Source organism: Streptomyces sp. NBC_00663, from assembly GCF_036226885.1.
In the GTDB taxonomy this organism is placed as follows: Bacteria; Actinomycetota; Actinomycetes; order Streptomycetales; family Streptomycetaceae; genus Streptomyces.
Genome location: NZ_CP109027.1, coordinates 214,371 through 234,018 on the forward strand (window position 1 = coordinate 214,371; position 19,648 = coordinate 234,018).

The following is a 19,648-nucleotide window of genomic DNA, read 5'->3' on the forward strand; positions in this document are numbered from 1 at the left end:
CCTGATGGACGTCTCGAAGGGTTCCTGGGTCAACACCACGCACGATTGGTCCACCGCCGTCGATTTTGATCACCTGGCACATATCAGACAGAGCCCGGAGAATTTCGCGCACAGCGGCCCGTGGCACCTTGTCCTTGAGGTGCTTGCCTATGCTGCCGATGAGGCATCGAGCAGAGGCGGAGGAAGCTGCCTCGTCACTCTGTATCCGGATGGCTCCTTGTCCGTGGCGGATGACGGACGGGGCACCGATACCCGGATGGACGAGCACGGCCAGATCGTGAAGAAGCCAGTCATGGCGTCAAAGGATCTTCGCTTCTTCGACTTCGCAGACACGGAACTACTTCCGGATGGCCGTCCTCGTCGCGGCATGTCCGTTGTAGCAGCGCTCAGCGAATGGCTCGTCCATACCAATCGCCGCCTCAATGGGGCCTGGATCCAACGCTACGAACACGGCGTTCCGGTGACCGACCTGGAGCCTGTCGAGGCCGACGGCACCACCGGAACGCTCGTCCGCTTCAGGCCAGATGAGACGTTGCGTTCGGTGAGGGTATCGACGGAGGGCCAGTTGAAGCGTATGGCCATGACGTGGCCAAATCTGGACATTCAAATTGAAGATCGCCGTAATGCCTGAAGGTCATGGCTGGGTGAGGATGCGGGTCCGGAGGAGTTCGAACGAAGCCCGACCATACATGGCTCTCTTCAGAGTTTTCACCCGGTTTACGTGACCCTCAACGACACCGGAAATCCACGGGAGGGTAAGGCCGGCGGTGACGGCGTCGAGGTCCTGGCGGAGGAAGCTGGCGAAGCCCTGCAGCGGCTTCGGCGCGTCCTGTTCGGCCTGCCGGATCCACTCCAGCAGCAGGTATCCCCGCTGGTGACGGACCAGATCGGCGAAGGCCCGGGCAAGGTCGCAGGCCCGGGTGATGTCCGGGCAAGCGAGCCGAACCTGAAGCAGCCGCTCGTCCTGGCTCTCGGTGAGAGTCTCGCGGGGCCTCATGATCCAGGAGGTGGTCTTGCGGGGGCTCGGGATGTCGGCCCGGACCGGTTCGGCGGTGCCTGCGCGGAGAGCGGCGAGGTGTTTGCGGACGACCTGGCGGCTGCCTCGGTAGCCGCGTGCCTGGATCTCCAGGAATAGGCGGGTGCCGCTGACCTGGCCCTGGGCCTCGGTGAATCGGGTGTTCAGGTACGCCTTGAACGGCTCCAGCACACCGTTCGGACGGCGGTCGCGGGCGGAGGCCAGTAGCTCGTCGAGATCCGTGTCGCGGAAGCGGCGCACGGTCTTGCGGTCGAGGTTCAGACGGCGGGCGATCGCGCTGATCGTCCAGCGTTTCTCCAGCAGCGGTGGATGTCCTCGTAGCGGTGACGGGTGCGTTCGATGATCTGGGTGCGAGGCAGTTCGGTGGGCGGTAACAGCATCGGGGCCATCTCGGGAGCCTCGGTCGCCGTCTCCTCCTCAGCGGGTTTGCGCAGGCAGTTGCGGTGTTGGTGGCAGGTCTCTTCCACCGCGGCGGACAGGTTTTTGCAACAGGTGCCAGCGGTCGGCCACTTCCAGGGCGTGAGGGGCGGCTTCCCTGGCGGCCCTTGTGTAGGCGGTGGCCCGGTCCCGGCAGATGATCTCGGCTCCGGGGTGCTCGGCCAGCCAGGCCGCGAACGTCTCCGAGGTGCGGTCGGGCAGTACGTCCACGACCCGACCAGCCTCGACGTCGACCAGCACGGTGCCGTAGGTGCAGCCCTTGCGGAAGGCGAACTCGTCCACCCCCAGCACCCGTGGGGCACGGTCCGGCACCGTCGGGGCCTCTAACAGCCAGCAGCAGGGTCCGGCCCGCAGCCAGCCTCAGGCGCCGGCACAGCCGTGCTGCTGGACGGCCGCCCAGCTCCACCGCGATTGACCGAAGCCAGCCCGTCAGCCCGATGCTGGAGCGGCGATGCCGCTCGGTCAGACCGCCGACCTGCTCGACGAACGTTCGGCGCGAACAACTCCTGCGGTCGCAGAAGTACCGGCGCACCCGAAGCCGTACGACGACCCGGCGGGAGCCCAACGGCCGTTCTTGCAGGCTGCGTTGGTAGGTGCTGTGCACGCGTATCGCCCGCTTCCGGCAGTCCGGGCACCGGCCTGGACAAGCGGTGGACACCGCCTCCACCAGTAGGGCATCGGAAGTGTCGCTGACGCGCTCCACTCGCACATCGATCCCGGGAAACAACACATCCTCGACCGTCTTGCTCGCCACGGCAGGAAACACCCTGCCGAAACGATCCCGCGTTCCCATCGCTGACCTGGGGATTCACGGAACTGCGGACAGAGCCTTGAAAACGGCCACCCCCTGCTCGGGGATGACCCCACACCTGCTCAGTGGATCTCCCCACCCATCTGGCGTCTGACCTGTGGGACCAGTCAACCCCCTACACCCCGGCACGGTGCACCAGGCCGTTCAGGATGAGGGCAAGGCCCCCCTCGAACGCCGACTCGTGATCGATCACCGGCACGTCAGCCGGTATATCCGCGCTGTCACCGGGGCCGGTGTCTGCCTGCTCTTCCAGGACGCTGCCGACCGTGAAGCGGCTGGCGGCCAGCATTCCCATTTGCGCTTCCCGCTCGGGGACCCCAGAGGCGACGAGGAAATCCATCTTGCGGCGGATCCGGTCGAGGTCGCCGGCGGGGGTGCTGCCGGCGTGGAGCCGTGCGCCGTCCCGGCGCATCAGCAGGGTGCGCCTGAAGCTGCGCGTGTTGTCCAGGAACCAGTCACGCCAGTCGTCTTCGGGTGTCGGCAGGGGTGCGCTCGCATGGGGTGTCATCGCCGCCTCCGCCATAGCGGCGAGGAGGTCCTTCTTTGTGTGGAAATGCCAGTAGAGCGACGGCTGCTCCACGTTCAGGCGCTTCGCCAGCCGTCTCGTGCTGACGGCGTCCAGCCCGACCTCGTCGAGCAGGCCGAGCGCCTCAGCGATGACGACCTCGCGGTTCATCTTGGTCACGTTGACAATCTATCGCTGATAGGTGACTCTCGAAAGGAATCTTTCACTGATAGATTTTGGAGTGATGGGCATGCCAAAGCCGTCGGGAACGCAGCCCCTGCAGGTTCTCGTCGCCGGTGGTGGGGTCACAGGGCAGGCTCTGGCCTTCTGGCTCACACGGGGCGGCCACCGGGTAACCGTTGTCGAACGCTTTCCGGCGTTGCGGGCCGCCGGAGCTCAGGTCGATCTCCGGGGGCAGGGCATCGAGGCCGTCAAGCGAATGGGGCTTCTCGACGCCGTCCGAGGCAAGCTCGTGGACGAGGCGGGCGTCGCATTCGTCGACGCCCGCGGCAGGGCCAGGGCAACGATCATGGCCAACACCTCCGGGCAGGGCCGGCAGGCCCTCACGTCCGAGTACGAGATCATGCGCGGTGACCTGGTGCGCATCCTGCACGACACGACGAGGAACGACACCGAGTACGTTTTCGGCAAGAGCGTGGACGGCTTCGAGCAGGACGAACACAAGGTCGTCGCGCACTTCTCCGACGGGTCCTCCCGCGCATTCGACCTCCTGATCGGCGCGGACGGGCAGGGATCGCGCATCCGGCGAGCGGTTCTCCCGGAAGGCTTCGATCCGTACTGGCGGGTGGGCATCCACATGGCCTACTGGTTCGTTCCGCGCATCGCGCCCGACAGCAACATCCGGGACACCTACATGGTCCCGGGAGGCCGCCAGATCATGCGCCGCAGCCACAACCCGACCGAGACCCAGGTGTACTTCGTGCTACGGGAGGAATCCGAGGAAGCCTCGGCGATCCACCGGGCGCCCGTCGAGCGTCAGCAGGAGTTCTGGGCGAGCAGATTCCGCGACGCCGGGTGGCAGACCGAGCGCTTCATCGAGGGTATGAAGACGAGCCCGTTCTTCTACTCCCAGGAGGTCGTCCAGGTCCGTACCGACACCTGGTCCAAGGACCGCGTGGTCCTGGCCGGCGACGCCGCCCACTGCGCTTCCCCGTACAGCGGCATGGGAGTCTCCGGCGGCCTGGTCGGCGCCCATGTCCTGGCCGGGGAGATCAACCGGCACCCGGGCGACCTGCCGACCGCGCTGGCGAACTACGACCGCGTGCTGCGGCCCTTCGTCAACGAGATCCAGGGCGAGGTGAATCCGCGGCTTCTGCGCCTGGGCATACCGATGACCCAGCGTGCGATCAACGTCTTCCAGGCCACCACCGCGCTCGCCTGCTTCCTGCACGTCCCCGACCTCGCCGCGCGCCTTTCAAAGGAGGACCGCGGCGGCAACTGGCAGCTCCCGGAGAACCCAGCGCCGATCACCGCCGTCTGAAAGCGACCGGGCACCGAGAACCGAAGCCCTCATGACCAGGGCTCGGCCGGTGGCACGAACCGCGATAGGACGAAGGCACCTTCCCACGACCTGATCAGGGTCCTGCCGGCCTCCGGCATTCACTGCTGCCCACTGTCGCCATCTTCCTCGTCGCCGACGATCTCCTTGTCCAGGACTGCTGGCCACAAGAACGTTCACCGTGATGGCCGGCCGGCTTCAGGTCCCGAATACGCGACACCTCAACATGCGAGTCCACTGGTCGAAGCCGCGCTAGCCAGCCAGGTCCAGGGGCGGGCCCGACCGTCCAGGCAGCTCCGAGAGCCATGGCCGCGGTGAACACGACGAGGCCGGTGCCGTAGAGAGCTGCTTCACACCCTTGTGTCGTGGGCTGCGTGGCCGACCGTGAGAGCACCGGGCGTCAAGAGCAGGGGCAAGCCCAGTCACGGGGGGAAACCGGGCCTGCCCCTACAGATCGGCGCCCGCATACCTCCCCCCGGAGGATGAGGCGCCACGACCCCGCCCGGGGGTCACTCCCAACAGCGCGCCACTTGACACAAGTGTCACGGGCGGACGGAGATGACCGCGAGATCAGCACGCCTATGAAGGCGTGCACTCGTCGGCACCATGATTCGATCACGACTGGCACGCGACCGGGCTCGGGTCGTGGTGGCGTCGCTCTCATGCCGACTTCCGAGACGCCGGGCCGCAGGGCCATCGCCCCCGACGCAGCCGACGTGAGCACCCTTTGAGTCGAGGTGCCACTCGTCTCGACGGCGGGCTGCCATTCCATAAGCAAATCTGCCCTTCCGTGCGAACATTTGGTTAAGTGCCCGAATAGGCAACCATATTTGGGTCATCACAGACGCGGGTGTAACGCAACAGCGCTTGCGGAACGCAGGGACAGGGAGAAGCGGGCGACGAACCGGGCCGCATTCAAGTCCCGGGCCGAGCACGCCCGAGATCACACCACGTCAGATCGGATTCATCGTGAGCAACACTGACCCGGCTCCCGGATATCAGACGTACCCCCAGCCCTCTGGGCCGGAGCGCTCCGTGCGCCGGCAGACCACGGCCCGACGCACTGCTCTGACGGTCTGCACGATCGCCGACACTGCGGCAGGCCTGCTCGGCCTGTGGATCGTGCTGTTTCTGCTCGACGCGAACCGGGCGAACGTTTTCGTCGATTTCGTCCGAGGAACGGCGGGCTTGCTGGCCTGGTGGTCGCAGGACATTTTCACCATGGACACAGAGGGGCTACGCATCCTCCTCAATTACGGTCTCCCGGCCGTCATGTATTTGCTGATCGGCCATGGAATCGCCGCCCGGCTCAACCGCGTCTGAGAGCAAGCCGTCCTCTGCAATTCCCGCCGTGCTCGGCGGCATGGGGGCTCCGGGCGGGCGGCTCTCGGGCGATGCCCGAAGAATCCGCGCAGGAGCATCACACAGGCTGCACACAGATACCCACATGCCTGGTTAGCGTGAGCGGCCGACCTCCGTCGGTGCACAGCCCTCGGCCTGTGCACCGACGGCACAGCCAACCCAGGAAGACCGGAACACCGCAGATGGACTACTGCTCCAAGTGTCGTCGCCATCTCAACGGCGCCCTGGTGTGTCCCGGGTGCGGCGCCTACGCCCCGGACATCGCTCCGCCCGCAGCAGGCCGTATCAGCTCGCAGCCGGCGACAACTGACAGCGCGCCGGCCGTAGATGCGGTCCGCGACACCTCGTCCTTGGACACATGGCACGACGGTCCCCTGCGCGGCGAGGAGGACTGCGCCGACTGGGACGCAACCCCGTACGCCGCCTCCTCCGCCGTCGTCGGGGACATACCCACAGTGCGCGAAGGCCGAGCCGCCCGGCGCCGCCAACTGGCCCGCTGGAAGAAGAACAAACGGCGGGCAGCGGTCGCTACCGCCGTCGCACTCGTCGGAAGCGGCCTGTCCATCGCCACGATGGAGAGGCACTCCCCCGACCGGGCAAGGGCAGCCACAGCGCCGGACCAGCAGAACATCGGCGCCGTGGAGGCACAGACGCCCGCGTACACCCGCCCGGCACCCACACCGCCCACCCCACACCAGTCGTCAAACACTTCCGAGGCGGGGTCTCCGGCCTCCGGCACCCCCAGGAAGCAGCCTCCCGCGGCCCCGCCCCGCACCACACCGTCGCTCGCACGGCCGGACGCCGCCGCGCCTCCTGCCCCGGCCACGGCATCGGCTCCGCAGTCACAGCCACAGCCACAAGACACCGTCGCCTCCTCCCACGACAGTGATCACGACCCCACCGGTACGGCGGCGGGCCGGCCCTCGGCACCCGCAACCGCCGAGAGCCCGGACTCGGGCACCCCCCAGACCGGTTCCGCACCGGTATCGACGTCACCGACGCAAGTGTGCCTGCTCGTGCTGTGTCTGGGGTGACCTTGCAGGCAGGACGGTAGGGGCCCGGATGGGCGAGCAGGACCAATCGCTGCACACCTCAATGTTGTACGTCCTGGGGGTGGTGCCGGAACGGAACGTCCCGGCACGCTGCCCGTGCTCACGGCGACTCACCCGCCGTATGGCCGAACCGCTGGTGGCCGACCAGCGAGAGGCGGCAAGCGGCACTGCCCGCAAGGGTGTTGAACTCCCACGCGCCCGTGGACGGTATTCATACGGTCGTGCTGAGTAACCAGACGGTAGGGGGCCCGCTGTTCGGCGCCCTGTACGAGCTCGATGACTTCGAGTGCGAGGTGCACTTCCTCAAGAACGACACACTCGTCGTGGAGGTGATCCACCTGACCAGCCCGGCACCAAAGGCAGGGTCCGGGCGTGCCCCCTGGACATCACCGGGTACGGACGGCTCGTGTTCCGCGTCGATGACGCCGACGAGGTGGCCGCACGCTTGGCACTTTCTGGGCGGCAGGGTGCTGGAGCACACGCGTACGCAGGCTGTCAGCCCCGATGGCCTCAAGCAGACCTTTCTCGTCTGCCTGGATCCCGACGGCAACCGGATCCATCTGATGGAGGGCGAACTGCCGGACGCCGTCCGGTAGATCACTCCTGAGGCTGGAGAACTGAACGCACTCGCCAGGCCTTGCGAAGACCAGGGGCGACCTCGCCTCGGCATTGACCGACTTTGAGGTCGGGGAGCCCGGGACATCTCAACTCCGGGCTCCACAGATCCGTGCTTAAGAGTCTCCCCCTACATGGCTCCTGCCATCCTGACCAGCGGCTTTTTGGAGACCCGGGCGAGGGTGGCGCGGACCTCGGTGACTGGGCAGTGGCGACCTTGGCCCATTCACCGTCGGGGACAGAGTGCCGCCCCTCCAGGATCAGGCCCTCCACGCACTGCTGTCGCCAGGAGGGCCCGTACGCGCTCGTCCCTGTCAGGACGTCTGGTCTCGCTGTCGAGGCCAACTGCCAACCTGTCTCATGAGACAGGTCGCATTCTGGAGAAGGACGGCTACCGCGCACTCGCCGGTAGGTGGGCCGACAGCCATGTCGCCGTGCGCAGCCGTAACGGCAGCGATCTGGTCCGGGCGATTCCGAAGATCGAGAAGGCCGTGCGCCGGTGCCGGACGATACGGCCGTCGATGGCGTTATGTGACCTGCACCGGTGTCTCATGTCCTTGGTGTCTCATGTCCTCGGTGTCTCATGTGACGTGTCCCGGACCGGGACGTGGCCCGCATTGCCCTCGTCCGCCTCCACTCCAAGCACCGCGGTCAGCTCGGCCCCCATGCGATTGGCCGGAGCGGCTCCGGCCGATGCCTGACAGGGCGCCGCACCTGCGACGTCTTCACTGCGCTCACCGAACAGACCGTCGTCGTCCCTGGCACCGAGGCTGCCGCACTGATCGTCCCGAGCCTGGCCCGGCCCCTGACCACCGTGGTCGACCCCCGCCTCCTCGTCTACGACGGCGACGGCGACGGCGACGGCGACGGCGACGGCACCAGGTTCCCCTCGGCCGCCCGCCTCGCCGCCTATGCAGGCCTCGCTCCGACGACCCGCAGCTCGGGCTCCTCGATCCGAGGTGAACAGCAGTCCAAAGGAGGAAACAAGCAGCTCAAGAGGGCCTTCTTCCTCTCCGCGTTCGCCGCCCTGGCCGCCCCCGCCTCCCGCACCTACTACGACAAAAAGATCAAGGAGGGCAAGCACCACACCCAGGCTCTCCTCTGCCTCGCCCGCCGCCGAGCCGACGTGCTCTTCGCAATGCTCCGCGACGGCACCTTCTACCAACCCAAACAGCCAGGGCGAGATGAGATGAGCACCTTGTCCCTCCCGACCCGCCCGTGCTCGGCTGGCTCCATGGCAGCAGAAGATTCCGAGCACATACAGCTCATCAACCGCTGGCTGACCGGCGAGGTGGTCAACAACAACGTCGGCATCAAGGTCGTCGGAGGCCCCTCCAACGGCCGAACAAAGATCGTGAAACTCGGCTCGGACGGGACACCTCCCGCCCAATTCCGCACCTCTGGCGGCCGGGCAGGACCCGACCGCCACCTCTACGAGGCAGTCCGCTCCACCGACGCCCCAGCAGGCTGGGTCTACTCACACATCGGCATCGATCCCACACCCACAGACTGAAAACAACGCCCCAATCCGCTTGACCGAAGAGAGAGGGGCCCCAGGGCCAGCCGCCGATGAACACTCCCCCGCCCCTGATCACCGAGCCCGACCCGTCCGCGCCGGTCTGCCTCGGTAACCGGGTCGGACTGTGCGCCGGGTGCCAGCGCAAGACCCGGCCCACCGTGCGGCCTACCAGCACGCGCTGACGGCGGCGGCCGGGGCGGTGCGGCCGGTGTCCTCGCCGATGACCAGGAGGCGCAGCACGTGCCCGGGCGGCGGGCAGCTCGGCCGCGCGGGCCTGTTCGTCGGCGAAACACCGTCAGAGCCATCCTTGCGAAAACCATTGGTGCCCCGGCTTGCTCCGCTGATGGACTGACGTCCTACCGTGAGTCTGCCGCGTGACGGAGGTAGTGGTTGTGACAGGCTATGGCGTGCTTGCCGAGGTGTACGAATGGCTCATCTCGGATGCAAAGTTGCCTCCAGCCGAGTTCGCCGCGTCGTTCGACGACGTCCTCGATCTCCTGCCGTCGAACGCTCACGTCCTCGACTGTTCGTGCGGAACCGGACAGTTGGCGGTTGGCCTCGCCGGTCGTGGCATGCAGGTTGTCGCAACTGACGCCAGCGAGACGATGGTTCGTCGGACCGCAGAATTGTCTGAGGAGTTCGGGGCATCCGTCCGGGCCGTACGGGCGAACTGGGAAGAGTTGCCCGACCATTTCCAGGACAACACGTTCGACATGGTGTTCTGCGTTGGCAACTCGCTTCACCATGCCGCGGGCGCGACAGGCAGGGGTGCTGCCCTGGAGTCGATGGCACGGCTTCTGCGCCCCGGCGGGCGCTTGGTACTCACATCCCGCACTTGGGAACTCGTGAGGGCCAGAGGTTCCCGGCTGGAGATCAGTGACCGACTCGTCCGCCGGAACGGTCGCGATGCCGTCGTGGTCTACCGCTGGGAGATTGCGCCGCATTGGGAGGAGGAGCACCACATCGAGATTGCGATCGCGCAAGTTGAAGCGACCGGGTTGGTTCTTGTCCGCTCGGAACTGCTGTCCTGCTGGCCCTACCGGTACGAGGAACTCGAAGTCGAGCTGCACCGGGTCGGACTCCAGACGGAACTGAGCACGTTCGATCTTGAGGCCGAGAACTACATGGTGGTCGCGAGCAAGGTATGAACACCGGACTCTCAGTCCCTGGCCGGACCGCGCGGTTGCTCGCAGGACGCTTGCGCCCTCGCATCGGCGCGGGTTCAAGTGGTCAACACAACGCCTCGGACGTGGAGTGCTCGTCGATCAGACGGCGGTAGATCCGGGGTGACGGTGTGGCGCTGATTACTGGTCGCATCCAGATCAATGAGCTTTCTCAGAGTGGCCACTGCCGAGTGATGGCTGGGCCGAAGCACGCTGGTTGCCACATGGGCAGGCTCGCTGTCGCTGTGGCCGGGGCTGCACGCGTTGGACTTGACCAGCTGAACACCGTTGTCACCGAAGCTGGTTGAGGCGGCCAGGGGTTGTCAGTGGCTGGTGACAGGATCACCGGCATGGTTTCCGCACGTACTACTCCGCCGCGGCCCGTGGACGTGACCGCGGTCTTTCCCGAACTGGCGCCGTTGGCGCGTCCTGCGATTCGGCTGCACCCTCGTCCCGGGTCGCCTTCGGTCGGGGAGAGCTCGGTCGGGGGGCCGTTGCTGTGGCCGGCTGAGGAGCCATGGCCGCACTGTGAAGCCTCGCACCTGCACGTGGACAGCGGGTTCCGCCAGTCGCCGGCCGACGTGCGACTCAAAAGACGCATGCAGGCCCGGTGGCACCGTGAACACAATGGCCGTGGGATGACGCCCGAGGAGGCGGCGGTCAACGAGCGGAACGCCGCGATGCTCGCGGAGCGATTCGCCGTCGACCCTCCGCCTGCGAACTGCCCGGTCCCCATGCTGCCCGTGGCCCAGCTGTATCTGCGCGACATACCCCTGTTGCGGCCGCCCGGACAGGCCGATCTGCTCCAGGTTCTGTGGTGCCCCTACGACCACGATCCGCATCACAAGCCGTCGACCGCAGTGTTCTGGCGGTCCGCCGCCGCGGTCGTCGACATCCTCGCCACACCGCCCGAACCGTACGAGGTGAACGATGACGGCTATCTGCCAGAGCCATGCGTGCTGACACCGGAAGCGATCACCGAATACCCCAACAGCCTCGATCTGAACCCGCAGATGCGGCTGATGGTGGAGGACTGGAGCAGATGGCAGGCAGCCGGCGCCGACGGCTCCTACGCGGACTATCCACGGGACTTCTATGACGTCCATCTGGCTGACGCGCCCGGCTGGAAGGTCGGCGGCTGGCCCCCGTGGGGCCGCACCGACCCCAACCCCCGATACTGCACTGTCTGTGATGTGCAGATGGTCCCGCTGCTGACCATCGCCTCCCGCGAATGGGACGGCGGCGAGGGACACAGCTGGGCACCTTGCGAAGACCAGGCCGCCGCCAATGCCGTCGGGCATTGCTGTGGCCAGAGCCCGTCGTGGCCGGCCAAGGTCGAAGTCGGCAGCACCGACAACATGCAGATCTACGCCTGCCCGACCTCTCCGGAGCATCCGCACACCGACCTGATCCAATGAGCTGCCGGGCCTGTCACGCACCCTCCGCAGCCGGTGACAGCAGTACCGCCGCGTCAGGGTGGGTGACAGACCGCTCGCCTCACGGCGGCGGGACCCGCAACCTACGTTTTCAGCTCATCGACGCCCGCACGCGGGTCCAGGTATCCGCCAGCGGTGAGCCGCACGTCACCCTGCACGCGGACCCGGCCTCCGCCTGGAGGAGTGGGCGTGACAATCACACAAGCCGACGACCGCAAACAAGTGGTTGTCCGATGAGCTCGTGAGGTCGCGACTCCGAATGGGGGATGTGTTCACCCGACCTGGTGACTGGCTGCTGGTGCGCGTACCACCGGCGCGCGCGGTTGCGTTGCCCCGGGCATGGACTGCACACAGACGGCCGGCCAGCGCCTTTTCAGGAACGGCGCCGCGGCCCTGCCGTGCGCCGAACGGGCCGGCAAGCGGCGGGCCCACTCACCGATCTACGACCGACTCGTGACGGAGTGGCGGGCCATGGGCCGCTTCGTCCCGGAGCACCACGACGCGCCGCGGGCTTCCTTCGCCGCCCCCACCCCAGAGGGCGACGCGGCATCGTCGTCCACCTCGTGGATGAGCGGATGGTGCGCATCGCCGTACCCGCCCACCGACGCCGAGGCATCCCAGGAGCGGCGCAGCGAACAGGCCCGCCTCGTGCCTGCGGCCATCGTTCCTGGCGCGCTGTCTGGCCTGTGATCTTCAGCGGTCAGATCGTTCGGCCAGTGCTGCGGCAGCACCACGTGTCCGTTCCGCGCCGGCGGGTGCCAGCACGGCGAGCGTGCCGTTGGCCTCTCGCAGGGCCTGTTCCAGCGGGCCGGGGGCGTACAGGGCGCCGGACCCGTCGGGCGGGACGAGCCACTCCAGGAGTCCGGCGGCCCGGTACGGCGGCGGCACCGCCACCCACGTTCCCCGGCCGCCGTGGCGCACTCCTGCTCCGACCCAGCCGCTGGCCGGATCGGGGGGCAGGAAGAAGCCGATCCGGTGCGCCGCGCAGTCGACCAGCGTCGGCCCGGGCAGGCGCGCCGGGTCCCGCCACAGCAGGTCCAGGGCGAGCAGCCCGAGCCGATCAGGAACGCTGAGCACGTCCCAGAACCGTCCGGCCTGCAGCAGCGCCGTCCCGCTGCCCTGATCCCACACCCGCTTGCACTCCCGCGGATCCACCGCCGCGGCGGCCAGCCACTCGATGCCCTGCTTCCACATGGAGCTCTGCATGCCTCACCCCGCGGAGTTGCCGACGCCGCCCGGACGGGCGCGGACACCAAACGCCAGGGCAGTCCTGCACGTACCCGCAGGTCAGCCCCGTCACATTCATGCTGGTGGATATTCCTACGCGCCGGAAGGGGTGGCGTGGCCTGGCGTTTTCCCGAGCCAGGGTCCGTGGTGGGACTGGTCAGGGCACGGTTCATGGCCTGACCCGGGGAGGCTCGACCTGTGACGTACCGCAGCGCGTTCTTCGTCGAGAACCAGCTCGGCGGGTCACCATGTCGCCTGTGCAAGGGTGTTGCGGCGGCGAAGACGCGGGGCCCTTCGCTCTGGCGTGTGCCGCTCTCGGCGACGACTGCGGCGGACGCTCACCCTGCGCGGTGGCCGTGACCCAGCAAGCGGCCAGCACCGCCAGCGCGGCCACGGCTACCATCACCGCCCGCGCAAGTCTCGCCCACGACACCGGCTCCCGCCCGAGGCGGGTCCCTACGGGCCGGCACAAGTGACACCCCGACAACTCATCCGGCGCAGGACAGGCGCCCGTCGGTGAGGAAGGTCCATCCTCCGGCCCTGCGGTCCACCACGTCACTCGTTCACAGATCCCCGGCTCTGCACCGCCATCGTCGACCGGCTCACCTTCAACGGCACGATCATCGAGACCGGCACCGACTCCTGCCGACTCGCCCAGACCAGGGCCAAGGCAGAGGCTGCCACGACCTGAGCAGGTGGGGACTGGCTCGATGGCCGATGCCCTCGCTGCCAGTCCCCGGATCTGGTCATCCGACCATGTCGTGGGGCACGACCAGTTCTTCCCGGGCGAAGAGGCTGGTCAGGGCCAGCGGATCGTCTTTGGAGCAGGCATCGGCGACCTCGTCGATGAGCTGGTCGTAGTCGGGCCCCGTCCTGCCCTGATAGGCATCGGTCATGCGGCCCCATTCGTCCCAGTTCAGCATTTCCTTCTTGCAGAGCGCCGCGAGATCGCGGACAGCGTTGCCGCTGATCTCCGCCGGTCCCCAGGCGAAATCGACCCCGGCCACCCCGAACTTCTGGCCGTCGACCGCCCCTTGGCGATACTGCCCCCATGCCTCGCCGCCGGTCAGGAACTCGCCCACCGCGAGATCCTCGGGACGCTCGACATACGTCTTGCCGAGGTGTTCGGTGTCGACGCGCACCCAGCGCCGCTGGTCAGCATCCCAGTACTCAGTGATCCAGTGGTCGACGCCGCAGCCCTCCAGGAAGTAGGTCCCGAAGCCACACCGAGCCCGCGAGGAGATACCCCTCGCCCGCAGGAATGCACAGGCGATGGTGGCGAAGTGCCTACAGGTTCCGATCACCCGCGTCTCAGGGGTGCGAGCCTGCCGCAGTGGAGCCGGATCGAGGGCGACCAGAGCGGCGATCAGCTCGCTGACCGGCCGGATGTTCTTCTCCGCGAGCCGAGCCTCTCCGATCCCTGACGCGGCGGCGTCCGCAGGCTGAATGACCAGGCCCTGCGCGGCAGCGCAGATGCCAACGGGGTCATTCGGCAGGCTCTCGATGAGCTGGAGCTGCGTCGCGTCCAGGCTCGTGAAGGGTCCGGGCTGGGAGTAGTCGAGCGCGTCATCGGCCATAACCGGGCATGCTATGCGGCGGGTCTGACATCCGGCCCCTCGCAGCCCTCAGCCGATCCACGGTGTTGCTGAAACTCGCCGACTTTTCTGCCGCCGGGCGCGCTCAAGCGTTCCCCAAACTCGGTTCTGGCACACATTCCGTGAGAGCAGTGGACGAGGCTCTGCTGATCGGCAGACTGGAGAGATGCGGATAGAGAGCGTGGCTACGATCCATGCAGTCCGGCTCGGCGTGACGGTCAGTGCAGCCGTCGCCTCTCCGGTCCTGTTGGTGGCTGGGACTCCGTTGCTGCGCCGTATGTTGCGTCGCTACTACCGCGAGGATGGTCCAGGGTTTGTAAGCAAAGAGGACGGATGGGTCAGTCCGGGGTACTTCGTCGTCACCAACGTGGTTGTTCGAGCCCTCTGCTGGCCATCGGAGTTCGTACGCCGACGCCTTCGCCCTGCCTGAGCAGGCCATCATCGGGTGGCGGTGAGAAGCACTCGTTTGCGCAGGAGCGGGAACTTGGCGTGGCCGAGGTCCGGTTCGGCAGCACGGCTGCCGCACTGGGCATGCCGATGCACATGCGGGAGGTCTACCTGGATGAACAGAACGTCTTCGAACGGGTTCTGGGGCAGGCCACCGGCCCGGGCGGAGGCCGCTGGACCGACGGCCACGACGACGCCGTAGGCCATCGCACGGTGCTGCTGCTGCGTCGCCGTCGAGGAGTGAGCGGCCGTACCTTCCGCCGATACGTCCACGACCGCATCGGCCCCGCGCTCCAGGAGGCGGGTGCGCGCGATCTGCGGACCTACACCTTCCTGCCTTGGACGCCGTACGTGCATCCCACGCTCGGCGTCTGCCACGACAACCCGACGTTCCGCCGCTACCACGCGAGCGTCGTCATCGGAGCCGACAGCCGTGCCGCCATGGACGACCTGCTCAAGTCCGAGCAGGTCGCCGGAATCGTGGCCGACCAGCAGACGGTGCTGACAGCCGTCCACGCCTACACCGTGGAGCGGAGTGTGCCGGTCATCCGCACCGGTTCCGCCCGGGGTACGGCCTAGAGCCCCGCACGACGAGCCTCCGCGCTGCCGGTCGGTCAGAGTCGTCTCGAGTTCCCCGATGCCATGCGCATGGCCGCCTCGTAGACCAGTTGCGCATGCAGTTCGAACATGGCCACCAGGTCGACGGCGTCGCCGCTGATCTCCCGCTGGACGAACAGCCCGTCGGCGCCGGCGACGGCATAGGTGGTGAGAGTGCGCACGGCGTCTTCGTCCAGGTCGGGAAGCAAGGTCCGGATGACTTCGGTGATCTTTTGGCTCGCGATCCCGCGGACCTGAAGGAACGCGGTCCGCCCCCGGGGCTCGGCGGGCCGCCGCTCCAGAGCGAGCATGAGGCCCAGGCGCAGGAAGTCGGGCGCGTCGACGAGGGACTTGGCCACGTTCGCTGCCATGGCCGTGACCCGCTCCAGGGGCGTACCGGTCTCCTCGTCGGGCAGCTCCACGGCCGTGAGCCAGGTCTCGAAGCTGCGCTCGATGACCGCGGCGATCAGGTCGTCCTTGTCCTTGAAGTGCCAGTAGATCGAGCTGGCGGGCAGTCCGCACTTGGCGCTGACCGCCGCGATGGACGTGCCCTCGTACCCGCGCTCGCCCGCGATCTCCACGGCTGCATCCAGGATCCGCTGCCGCGACTCCACCCCGTTCGCACGCTTCTTGCGCGTCGTCTGCGGCCTGGTCATGAAGGTGCCCTTCCTGTTGCTAACGGCACTTGACCGTATCTGCCCTTCAGCTTACCGTAGCGGCCATTCCAACTGGAATGAACGCTACAGCAAGAGTCGTCAGGGACGACGACAGTGAGGTGGCCTGGTGAGCGGTATCAGTGCCAAGGACAGAGCCGAGGGCAGCGAGAGCAATACGTACGACGTGGCGGTGATCGGCTACGGGCCGACGGGAGTGACCGCGGCAAACCTGCTCGGGGCGATGGGCCTCAGGGTCGTCGTGCTGGAGCGCGACGCCGAGGTGTTCGCCCGCGCCCGGGCGATCTCCACGGACGAGGAGGTCGTACGCGTCTGGCAGCGCGTCGGCCTGGCCGAACGGCTGAAGCGGGACATGCTGGCCGAGCGGCCGCTGGACTTCGTGGACGCGCGCGGCCGCGCCTTCATCAGCGCGCACCCCACCCCGCGCGGCCATGGCCATCCGCCGCAGATGTTCATCTACCAGCCGGCGTTGGAGCAGGTACTGCGTGAGGGAGTCGCCCGCTACCCGAACGTGGAGGTGCTGCTGCGGCATGAGTGCCTGCGGCTGCGCCAGGATGCCGACGGCGTCGAATTGACGGTGGTGGGCACCGCCGACGACTCGGTCCGACGGCTGCGTGCCGCGTACGTCATCGCGGCCGACGGCGGCTCCAGCCTCACCCGTGCGCAGCTGAACGTGGGCTACGAGGGACGGACGTACGAGGACCGGTGGGTGGTCATCGACACCAAGATGCTCAAGCCCTGGCCGGACCACGACCGGCTGCGCTTCCGCTGCGACCCGGACCGGCCCGCCGTGGACTGCCCGACGCCCCTCGGTCACCACCGCTTCGAGTTCCCGATCCTGTCGGGTGACGATGAGACGTATCTGACCACCGACGAGGCGATCTACTCGATGGTGGCGCGGTACGGGATCGGCCGGGACCAGATCAGGATCCTTCGGGCGACTGTCTACAGCCACCACGTCCGCTTCGCCGCCCGCTTCCGGGTGGGCCGGGTCTTCCTCGCCGGGGACGCAGCCCACGCGATGCCGCCGTGGATCGGCCAGGGCATGGCGGCCGGCGTGCGGGACGTGGCCAACCTGTGCTGGAAGCTGGATGCCGTGCTGCGCGGCGAGCTGCCAGAGAGCCTGCTGGACAGTTACGAGGCCGAACGCAAACCGCACGTCAAAGAGATCACCCAACGCGCGGTGTTCGTCGGGCGGATCATCACTGAACGACGCTCGGCCGTCGCCCGGGTCCGCGACTCCGTGCTGCCCGTCGTGAACCGAGTCCCACGCTTCAGCCAGTGGCTCCAGGACTCCAACTGGATCCCCATAGCCCACTACGCCGACGGCTTCCACGCCCGCCCTCGCACCAAGGCGACCGGGCACCAGATACCGCAGCCCTGGGTGACCACCCCCGACGGCAGCCGGGCCCGCCTGGACGACGCCCTGGATGGCCGGTGGATGCTCCTGCACGGGGGACTGCCCGCACCCCGGCCCGCATGGGAGCACCTCGGCATTCCCTCGCTCAGGGTCACTACCGCCGGCTCCCGCCCGGCCGGGGGCACCCTCGTCGACGATGACGGTGTCCTGCTGCCCTGGATGGCCAAACGCCGCGCCACCACCCTCGTCCTGCGCCCGGACGGCTACGTGTACGCCGCCGCGCCCGCGGGTGCCGAACTCCCTCCGCCTCCGGCCGGATTCACCCCCTCAGCGCGCAAATCCGCCTCGCTCACCCGGTAAGGACCGTCATGACCACGCACACCGAACTGCCGTCGATGCGGGAGTCCCTGCTCGACGTCGCAGGCAGGAAGATCTTCGTCGCGGAGACCGGGGACGGCCCTCCCGTCCTGCTGCTGCACGGCGGCGGCCCCGGCGCCTCCGGCGTCTCCAACTACAGCCGCAACATCACGGAGCTGGCCAAGGAACACCGGGTCATCGTCCCCGACCTGCCCGGCTACGGCCGCAGCTCCAAGGGCATCGACTCCGCCGACCCCTTCGGCAGCCTCGCCGCGGGCATCCGCGGCCTGCTCGACGAACTCGGTCTGGACAAGGCCCACCTGGTCGGCAACTCCTACGGCGGCGCCTGCGCCCTTCGCCTCGCCCTGGACACCCCGGACCGGGTCGACCGCATGGTCCTCATGGGCCCCGGAGGCATCGGAACCACCCGCGCCCTGCCCACCCCCGGCCTCAACAGCCTGCTCAACTACTACACCGGGGACGGGCCTTCGCGGCTCAAACTGGAGAAGTTCATCCGCCAGTACCTCGTCTTCAACGCCGCCGACCTCCCGGACAGCGTCATAGATACCCGCTACCGGGACAGTCTCGACCCGGAGGTCGTCGCCAACCCGCCGCTCAGGCGTCCGAAGTCGCTGCGGGCCCTGTGGAAGATGGACTTCACGCGCGACGCCCGCCTGTCCCGGCTGCCCGTGCCGACCCTGGTCCTGTGGGGTGCCGCCGACAAGGTCAACCGGCCCTCCGGCGCCCGGATGCTGGCCGATCGCCTGCCCAACTGCGACCTCTACATGGTCGCCAACACCGGCCACTGGGTGCAGTTCGAACGAGCCGACCTCTTCAACCGGCTGTGCGCCGACTTCCTGGCGGGCCGCCGATGAACACCGCTCCTTCTGTCTTCGGCGCCGTCCATCTCGGTTACATCGTCATCGAGAGCAACCGCTTCGCCGACTGGCGCCGCTTCGGAACCGACGCCATCGGCATGCACCATGACGCGGTGGACTCGCACCTGATGCGCTTCCGCCTCGACGACCAGGAGTGCCGATTCCTCGTTCGACGCGGCCCCGCCGAGGACGTCGTGGCCACCGGCTGGCACATCGACGACCACGCCGGTTTCGAGGAGATCGAGGCCCGGATACGAGCCCACGGCGTCCCCGTGGTCGAGGGCACGGCTGAGGAAGCGGCCCTGCGCGGCGTCGAACGCCTGCTGCGCTTCCCCGGCCCCAAGGGCATCACCCAGGAGATCTACACCACCCCGCGCATCGCCTCAGAACCGCTGCGCATGCTCGCATCCGGCTGGGTCACCGGCGACTCCGGCATGGGACACATCGCGATCACCTCCACCAAGCCGACGCAGCTGCGCGGCTACTTCGGTACCGTCTTCGACGCCCGTCTCTCCGACTACATCGACGAGGCCATCAGCGGCGTGAAACTCAAGGTCCGCTTCCTGCGGGTCAACGAACGCCACCATTCCATCGCGATCGCTGCCGTCCGCGGCCTGCCCATCGACCCGGTCCGCACCCGCGTTCAGCACCTCAACATCCAGGCCGCCTCGCTCGACGACCTGGCCCGCAGCTACGACCGCGTGCACGAACTCGGCTTCGACATGGCCCTGTCGGTGGGCCAGCATACGAACGACAAGGAACTGTCGTACTACGCCCGTACCCCGTCGGGCTTCGAGTGGGAGGTCGGCTGGAACCCCCTCGTCATCGACGAGGCCACCTGGCAGCCCAGCACCCACCAGGGCATCAGCATCTGGGGGCACACCCCGGTCGGTCGGACGATCATCGACAAGCTCGACCAGTTCCGGCTCGGAGGCCTCTCCCTCGCCCGCCGCGAGGACACCGTGCCCTCACTCAGCGGTGCAGGCACCCCCGACGACTGACCGGCCCCACGCGAAGGGCCCAATGCGGCGATCCGCATGGGGCCCTTCATCTGGTG

General features: G+C 67.8%; 18 protein-coding genes and 3 pseudogenes. 14 read left to right on the plus strand and 7 right to left on the minus strand.

The window, feature by feature from the left end:
- Positions 1–4 precede the first annotated feature (4 nt).
- Complete coding sequence (locus OG866_RS00955; protein WP_329331332.1) at positions 5–631, plus strand: ATP-binding protein; 627 nt, start codon at positions 5–7, stop codon at positions 629–631.
- Positions 632–634: 3 nt separating this feature from the next.
- Here OG866_RS00955 and OG866_RS00960 read toward each other — a convergent pair whose 3' ends face one another.
- The 4 genes and pseudogenes from OG866_RS00960 to OG866_RS00970 all read right to left on the minus strand — a co-directional run bounded on the left by OG866_RS00960 (position 635) and on the right by OG866_RS00970 (position 2,961).
- Positions 635–1,276, minus strand: a complete 642-nt coding sequence (locus OG866_RS00960; protein WP_329331333.1) for a transposase — start codon at positions 1,274–1,276, stop codon at positions 635–637.
- A 177-nt stretch (positions 1,277–1,453) separates the two neighbouring features.
- The gene (locus tag OG866_RS00965; RefSeq protein ID WP_329331334.1) at positions 1,454–1,756 is read right to left on the minus strand and encodes a transposase; all 303 of its coding nucleotides are present in this window, start codon (positions 1,754–1,756) and stop codon (positions 1,454–1,456) included.
- A gap of 241 nt (positions 1,757–1,997) precedes the next feature.
- A pseudogene (locus OG866_RS45165) lies at positions 1,998–2,267 on the minus strand (hypothetical protein); the annotation flags it as partial.
- A gap of 133 nt (positions 2,268–2,400) precedes the next feature.
- A complete protein-coding gene (locus tag OG866_RS00970) occupies positions 2,401–2,961 on the minus strand; it encodes a TetR/AcrR family transcriptional regulator C-terminal domain-containing protein (RefSeq protein ID WP_329343860.1) in 561 nt (186 codons plus the stop codon).
- A 79-nt stretch (positions 2,962–3,040) separates the two neighbouring features.
- Here OG866_RS00970 and OG866_RS00975 point away from each other — a divergent pair, with 79 nt between their 5' ends.
- From OG866_RS00975 to OG866_RS01005, 8 genes and pseudogenes are all read left to right on the plus strand, one after another.
- Positions 3,041–4,291 (plus strand): FAD-dependent monooxygenase, encoded by a 1,251-nt coding sequence (locus OG866_RS00975; RefSeq protein ID WP_329331335.1) that lies wholly within the window; start codon positions 3,041–3,043, stop codon positions 4,289–4,291.
- A gap of 987 nt (positions 4,292–5,278) precedes the next feature.
- Positions 5,279–5,632: a hypothetical protein gene (locus tag OG866_RS00980; protein WP_443063482.1), complete on the plus strand. Its 354-nt coding sequence runs from the start codon at positions 5,279–5,281 to the stop codon at positions 5,630–5,632.
- A 221-nt stretch (positions 5,633–5,853) separates the two neighbouring features.
- Positions 5,854–6,705: an SCO2400 family protein gene (locus OG866_RS45170; protein ID WP_443063483.1), complete on the plus strand. Its 852-nt coding sequence runs from the start codon at positions 5,854–5,856 to the stop codon at positions 6,703–6,705.
- 239 nt (positions 6,706–6,944) lie between these two features.
- Positions 6,945–7,319, plus strand: coding sequence for a hypothetical protein (locus OG866_RS00985; protein WP_329331337.1), 375 nt, complete (start codon positions 6,945–6,947; stop codon positions 7,317–7,319).
- A gap of 737 nt (positions 7,320–8,056) precedes the next feature.
- Positions 8,057–8,515, plus strand: a pseudogene (locus OG866_RS00990) (transposase); the annotation flags it as partial.
- Between the two features lie 734 nt (positions 8,516–9,249).
- Entirely contained in the window at positions 9,250–10,005 is a 756-nt protein-coding gene (locus OG866_RS00995; RefSeq protein ID WP_329343862.1) for a class I SAM-dependent methyltransferase, read from the plus strand.
- Between the two features lie 365 nt (positions 10,006–10,370).
- On the plus strand, positions 10,371–11,438 hold the full coding sequence (locus OG866_RS01000) for a hypothetical protein (RefSeq protein WP_329331339.1): 1,068 nt from the start codon (positions 10,371–10,373) through the stop codon (positions 11,436–11,438).
- A gap of 357 nt (positions 11,439–11,795) precedes the next feature.
- Entirely contained in the window at positions 11,796–12,146 is a 351-nt protein-coding gene (locus OG866_RS01005) for a hypothetical protein (protein ID WP_329331340.1), read from the plus strand.
- A 3-nt stretch (positions 12,147–12,149) separates the two neighbouring features.
- Here OG866_RS01005 and OG866_RS01010 read toward each other — a convergent pair whose 3' ends face one another.
- Positions 12,150–12,662 carry a hypothetical protein gene (locus OG866_RS01010; RefSeq protein WP_329331341.1) on the minus strand — a complete coding sequence of 171 codons (513 nt, stop codon included), beginning with the start codon at positions 12,660–12,662 and terminating at the stop codon, positions 12,150–12,152.
- A gap of 580 nt (positions 12,663–13,242) precedes the next feature.
- On the opposite strand from OG866_RS01010, the pseudogene OG866_RS01015 reads away from it, so the two are divergent.
- Positions 13,243–13,374, plus strand: a pseudogene (locus tag OG866_RS01015) (IS21-like element helper ATPase IstB); the annotation flags it as partial.
- 55 nt (positions 13,375–13,429) lie between these two features.
- Here OG866_RS01015 and OG866_RS01020 read toward each other — a convergent pair.
- Entirely contained in the window at positions 13,430–14,260 is an 831-nt protein-coding gene (locus tag OG866_RS01020; protein WP_329331342.1) for a transglutaminase-like domain-containing protein, read from the minus strand.
- A gap of 507 nt (positions 14,261–14,767) precedes the next feature.
- Between OG866_RS01020 and OG866_RS01025 the strand changes: the two genes are divergently transcribed.
- A complete protein-coding gene (locus OG866_RS01025) occupies positions 14,768–15,304 on the plus strand; it encodes a hypothetical protein (RefSeq protein WP_329331343.1) in 537 nt (178 codons plus the stop codon).
- A gap of 35 nt (positions 15,305–15,339) precedes the next feature.
- Here OG866_RS01025 and OG866_RS01030 read toward each other — a convergent pair whose 3' ends face one another.
- Positions 15,340–15,978 (minus strand): TetR/AcrR family transcriptional regulator, encoded by a 639-nt coding sequence (locus OG866_RS01030; protein WP_329331344.1) that lies wholly within the window; start codon positions 15,976–15,978, stop codon positions 15,340–15,342.
- A 127-nt stretch (positions 15,979–16,105) separates the two neighbouring features.
- Here OG866_RS01030 and OG866_RS01035 point away from each other — a divergent pair, with 127 nt between their 5' ends.
- From OG866_RS01035 to OG866_RS01045, 3 genes are read left to right on the plus strand one after another with little or no spacing between them, the layout of a single operon-like run.
- Positions 16,106–17,716, plus strand: a complete 1,611-nt coding sequence (locus tag OG866_RS01035; RefSeq protein WP_329331345.1) for a bifunctional 3-(3-hydroxy-phenyl)propionate/3-hydroxycinnamic acid hydroxylase — start codon at positions 16,106–16,108, stop codon at positions 17,714–17,716.
- An 8-nt stretch (positions 17,717–17,724) separates the two neighbouring features.
- Positions 17,725–18,588, plus strand: a complete 864-nt coding sequence (locus OG866_RS01040; RefSeq protein ID WP_329331346.1) for an alpha/beta fold hydrolase — start codon at positions 17,725–17,727, stop codon at positions 18,586–18,588.
- Positions 18,585–19,592 carry a VOC family protein gene (locus OG866_RS01045; protein ID WP_329331347.1) on the plus strand — a complete coding sequence of 336 codons (1,008 nt, stop codon included), beginning with the start codon at positions 18,585–18,587 and terminating at the stop codon, positions 19,590–19,592. Before OG866_RS01040 ends, OG866_RS01045 begins: the two co-directional genes overlap by 4 nt.
- The last annotated feature ends 56 nt before the right edge of the window (positions 19,593–19,648 follow it).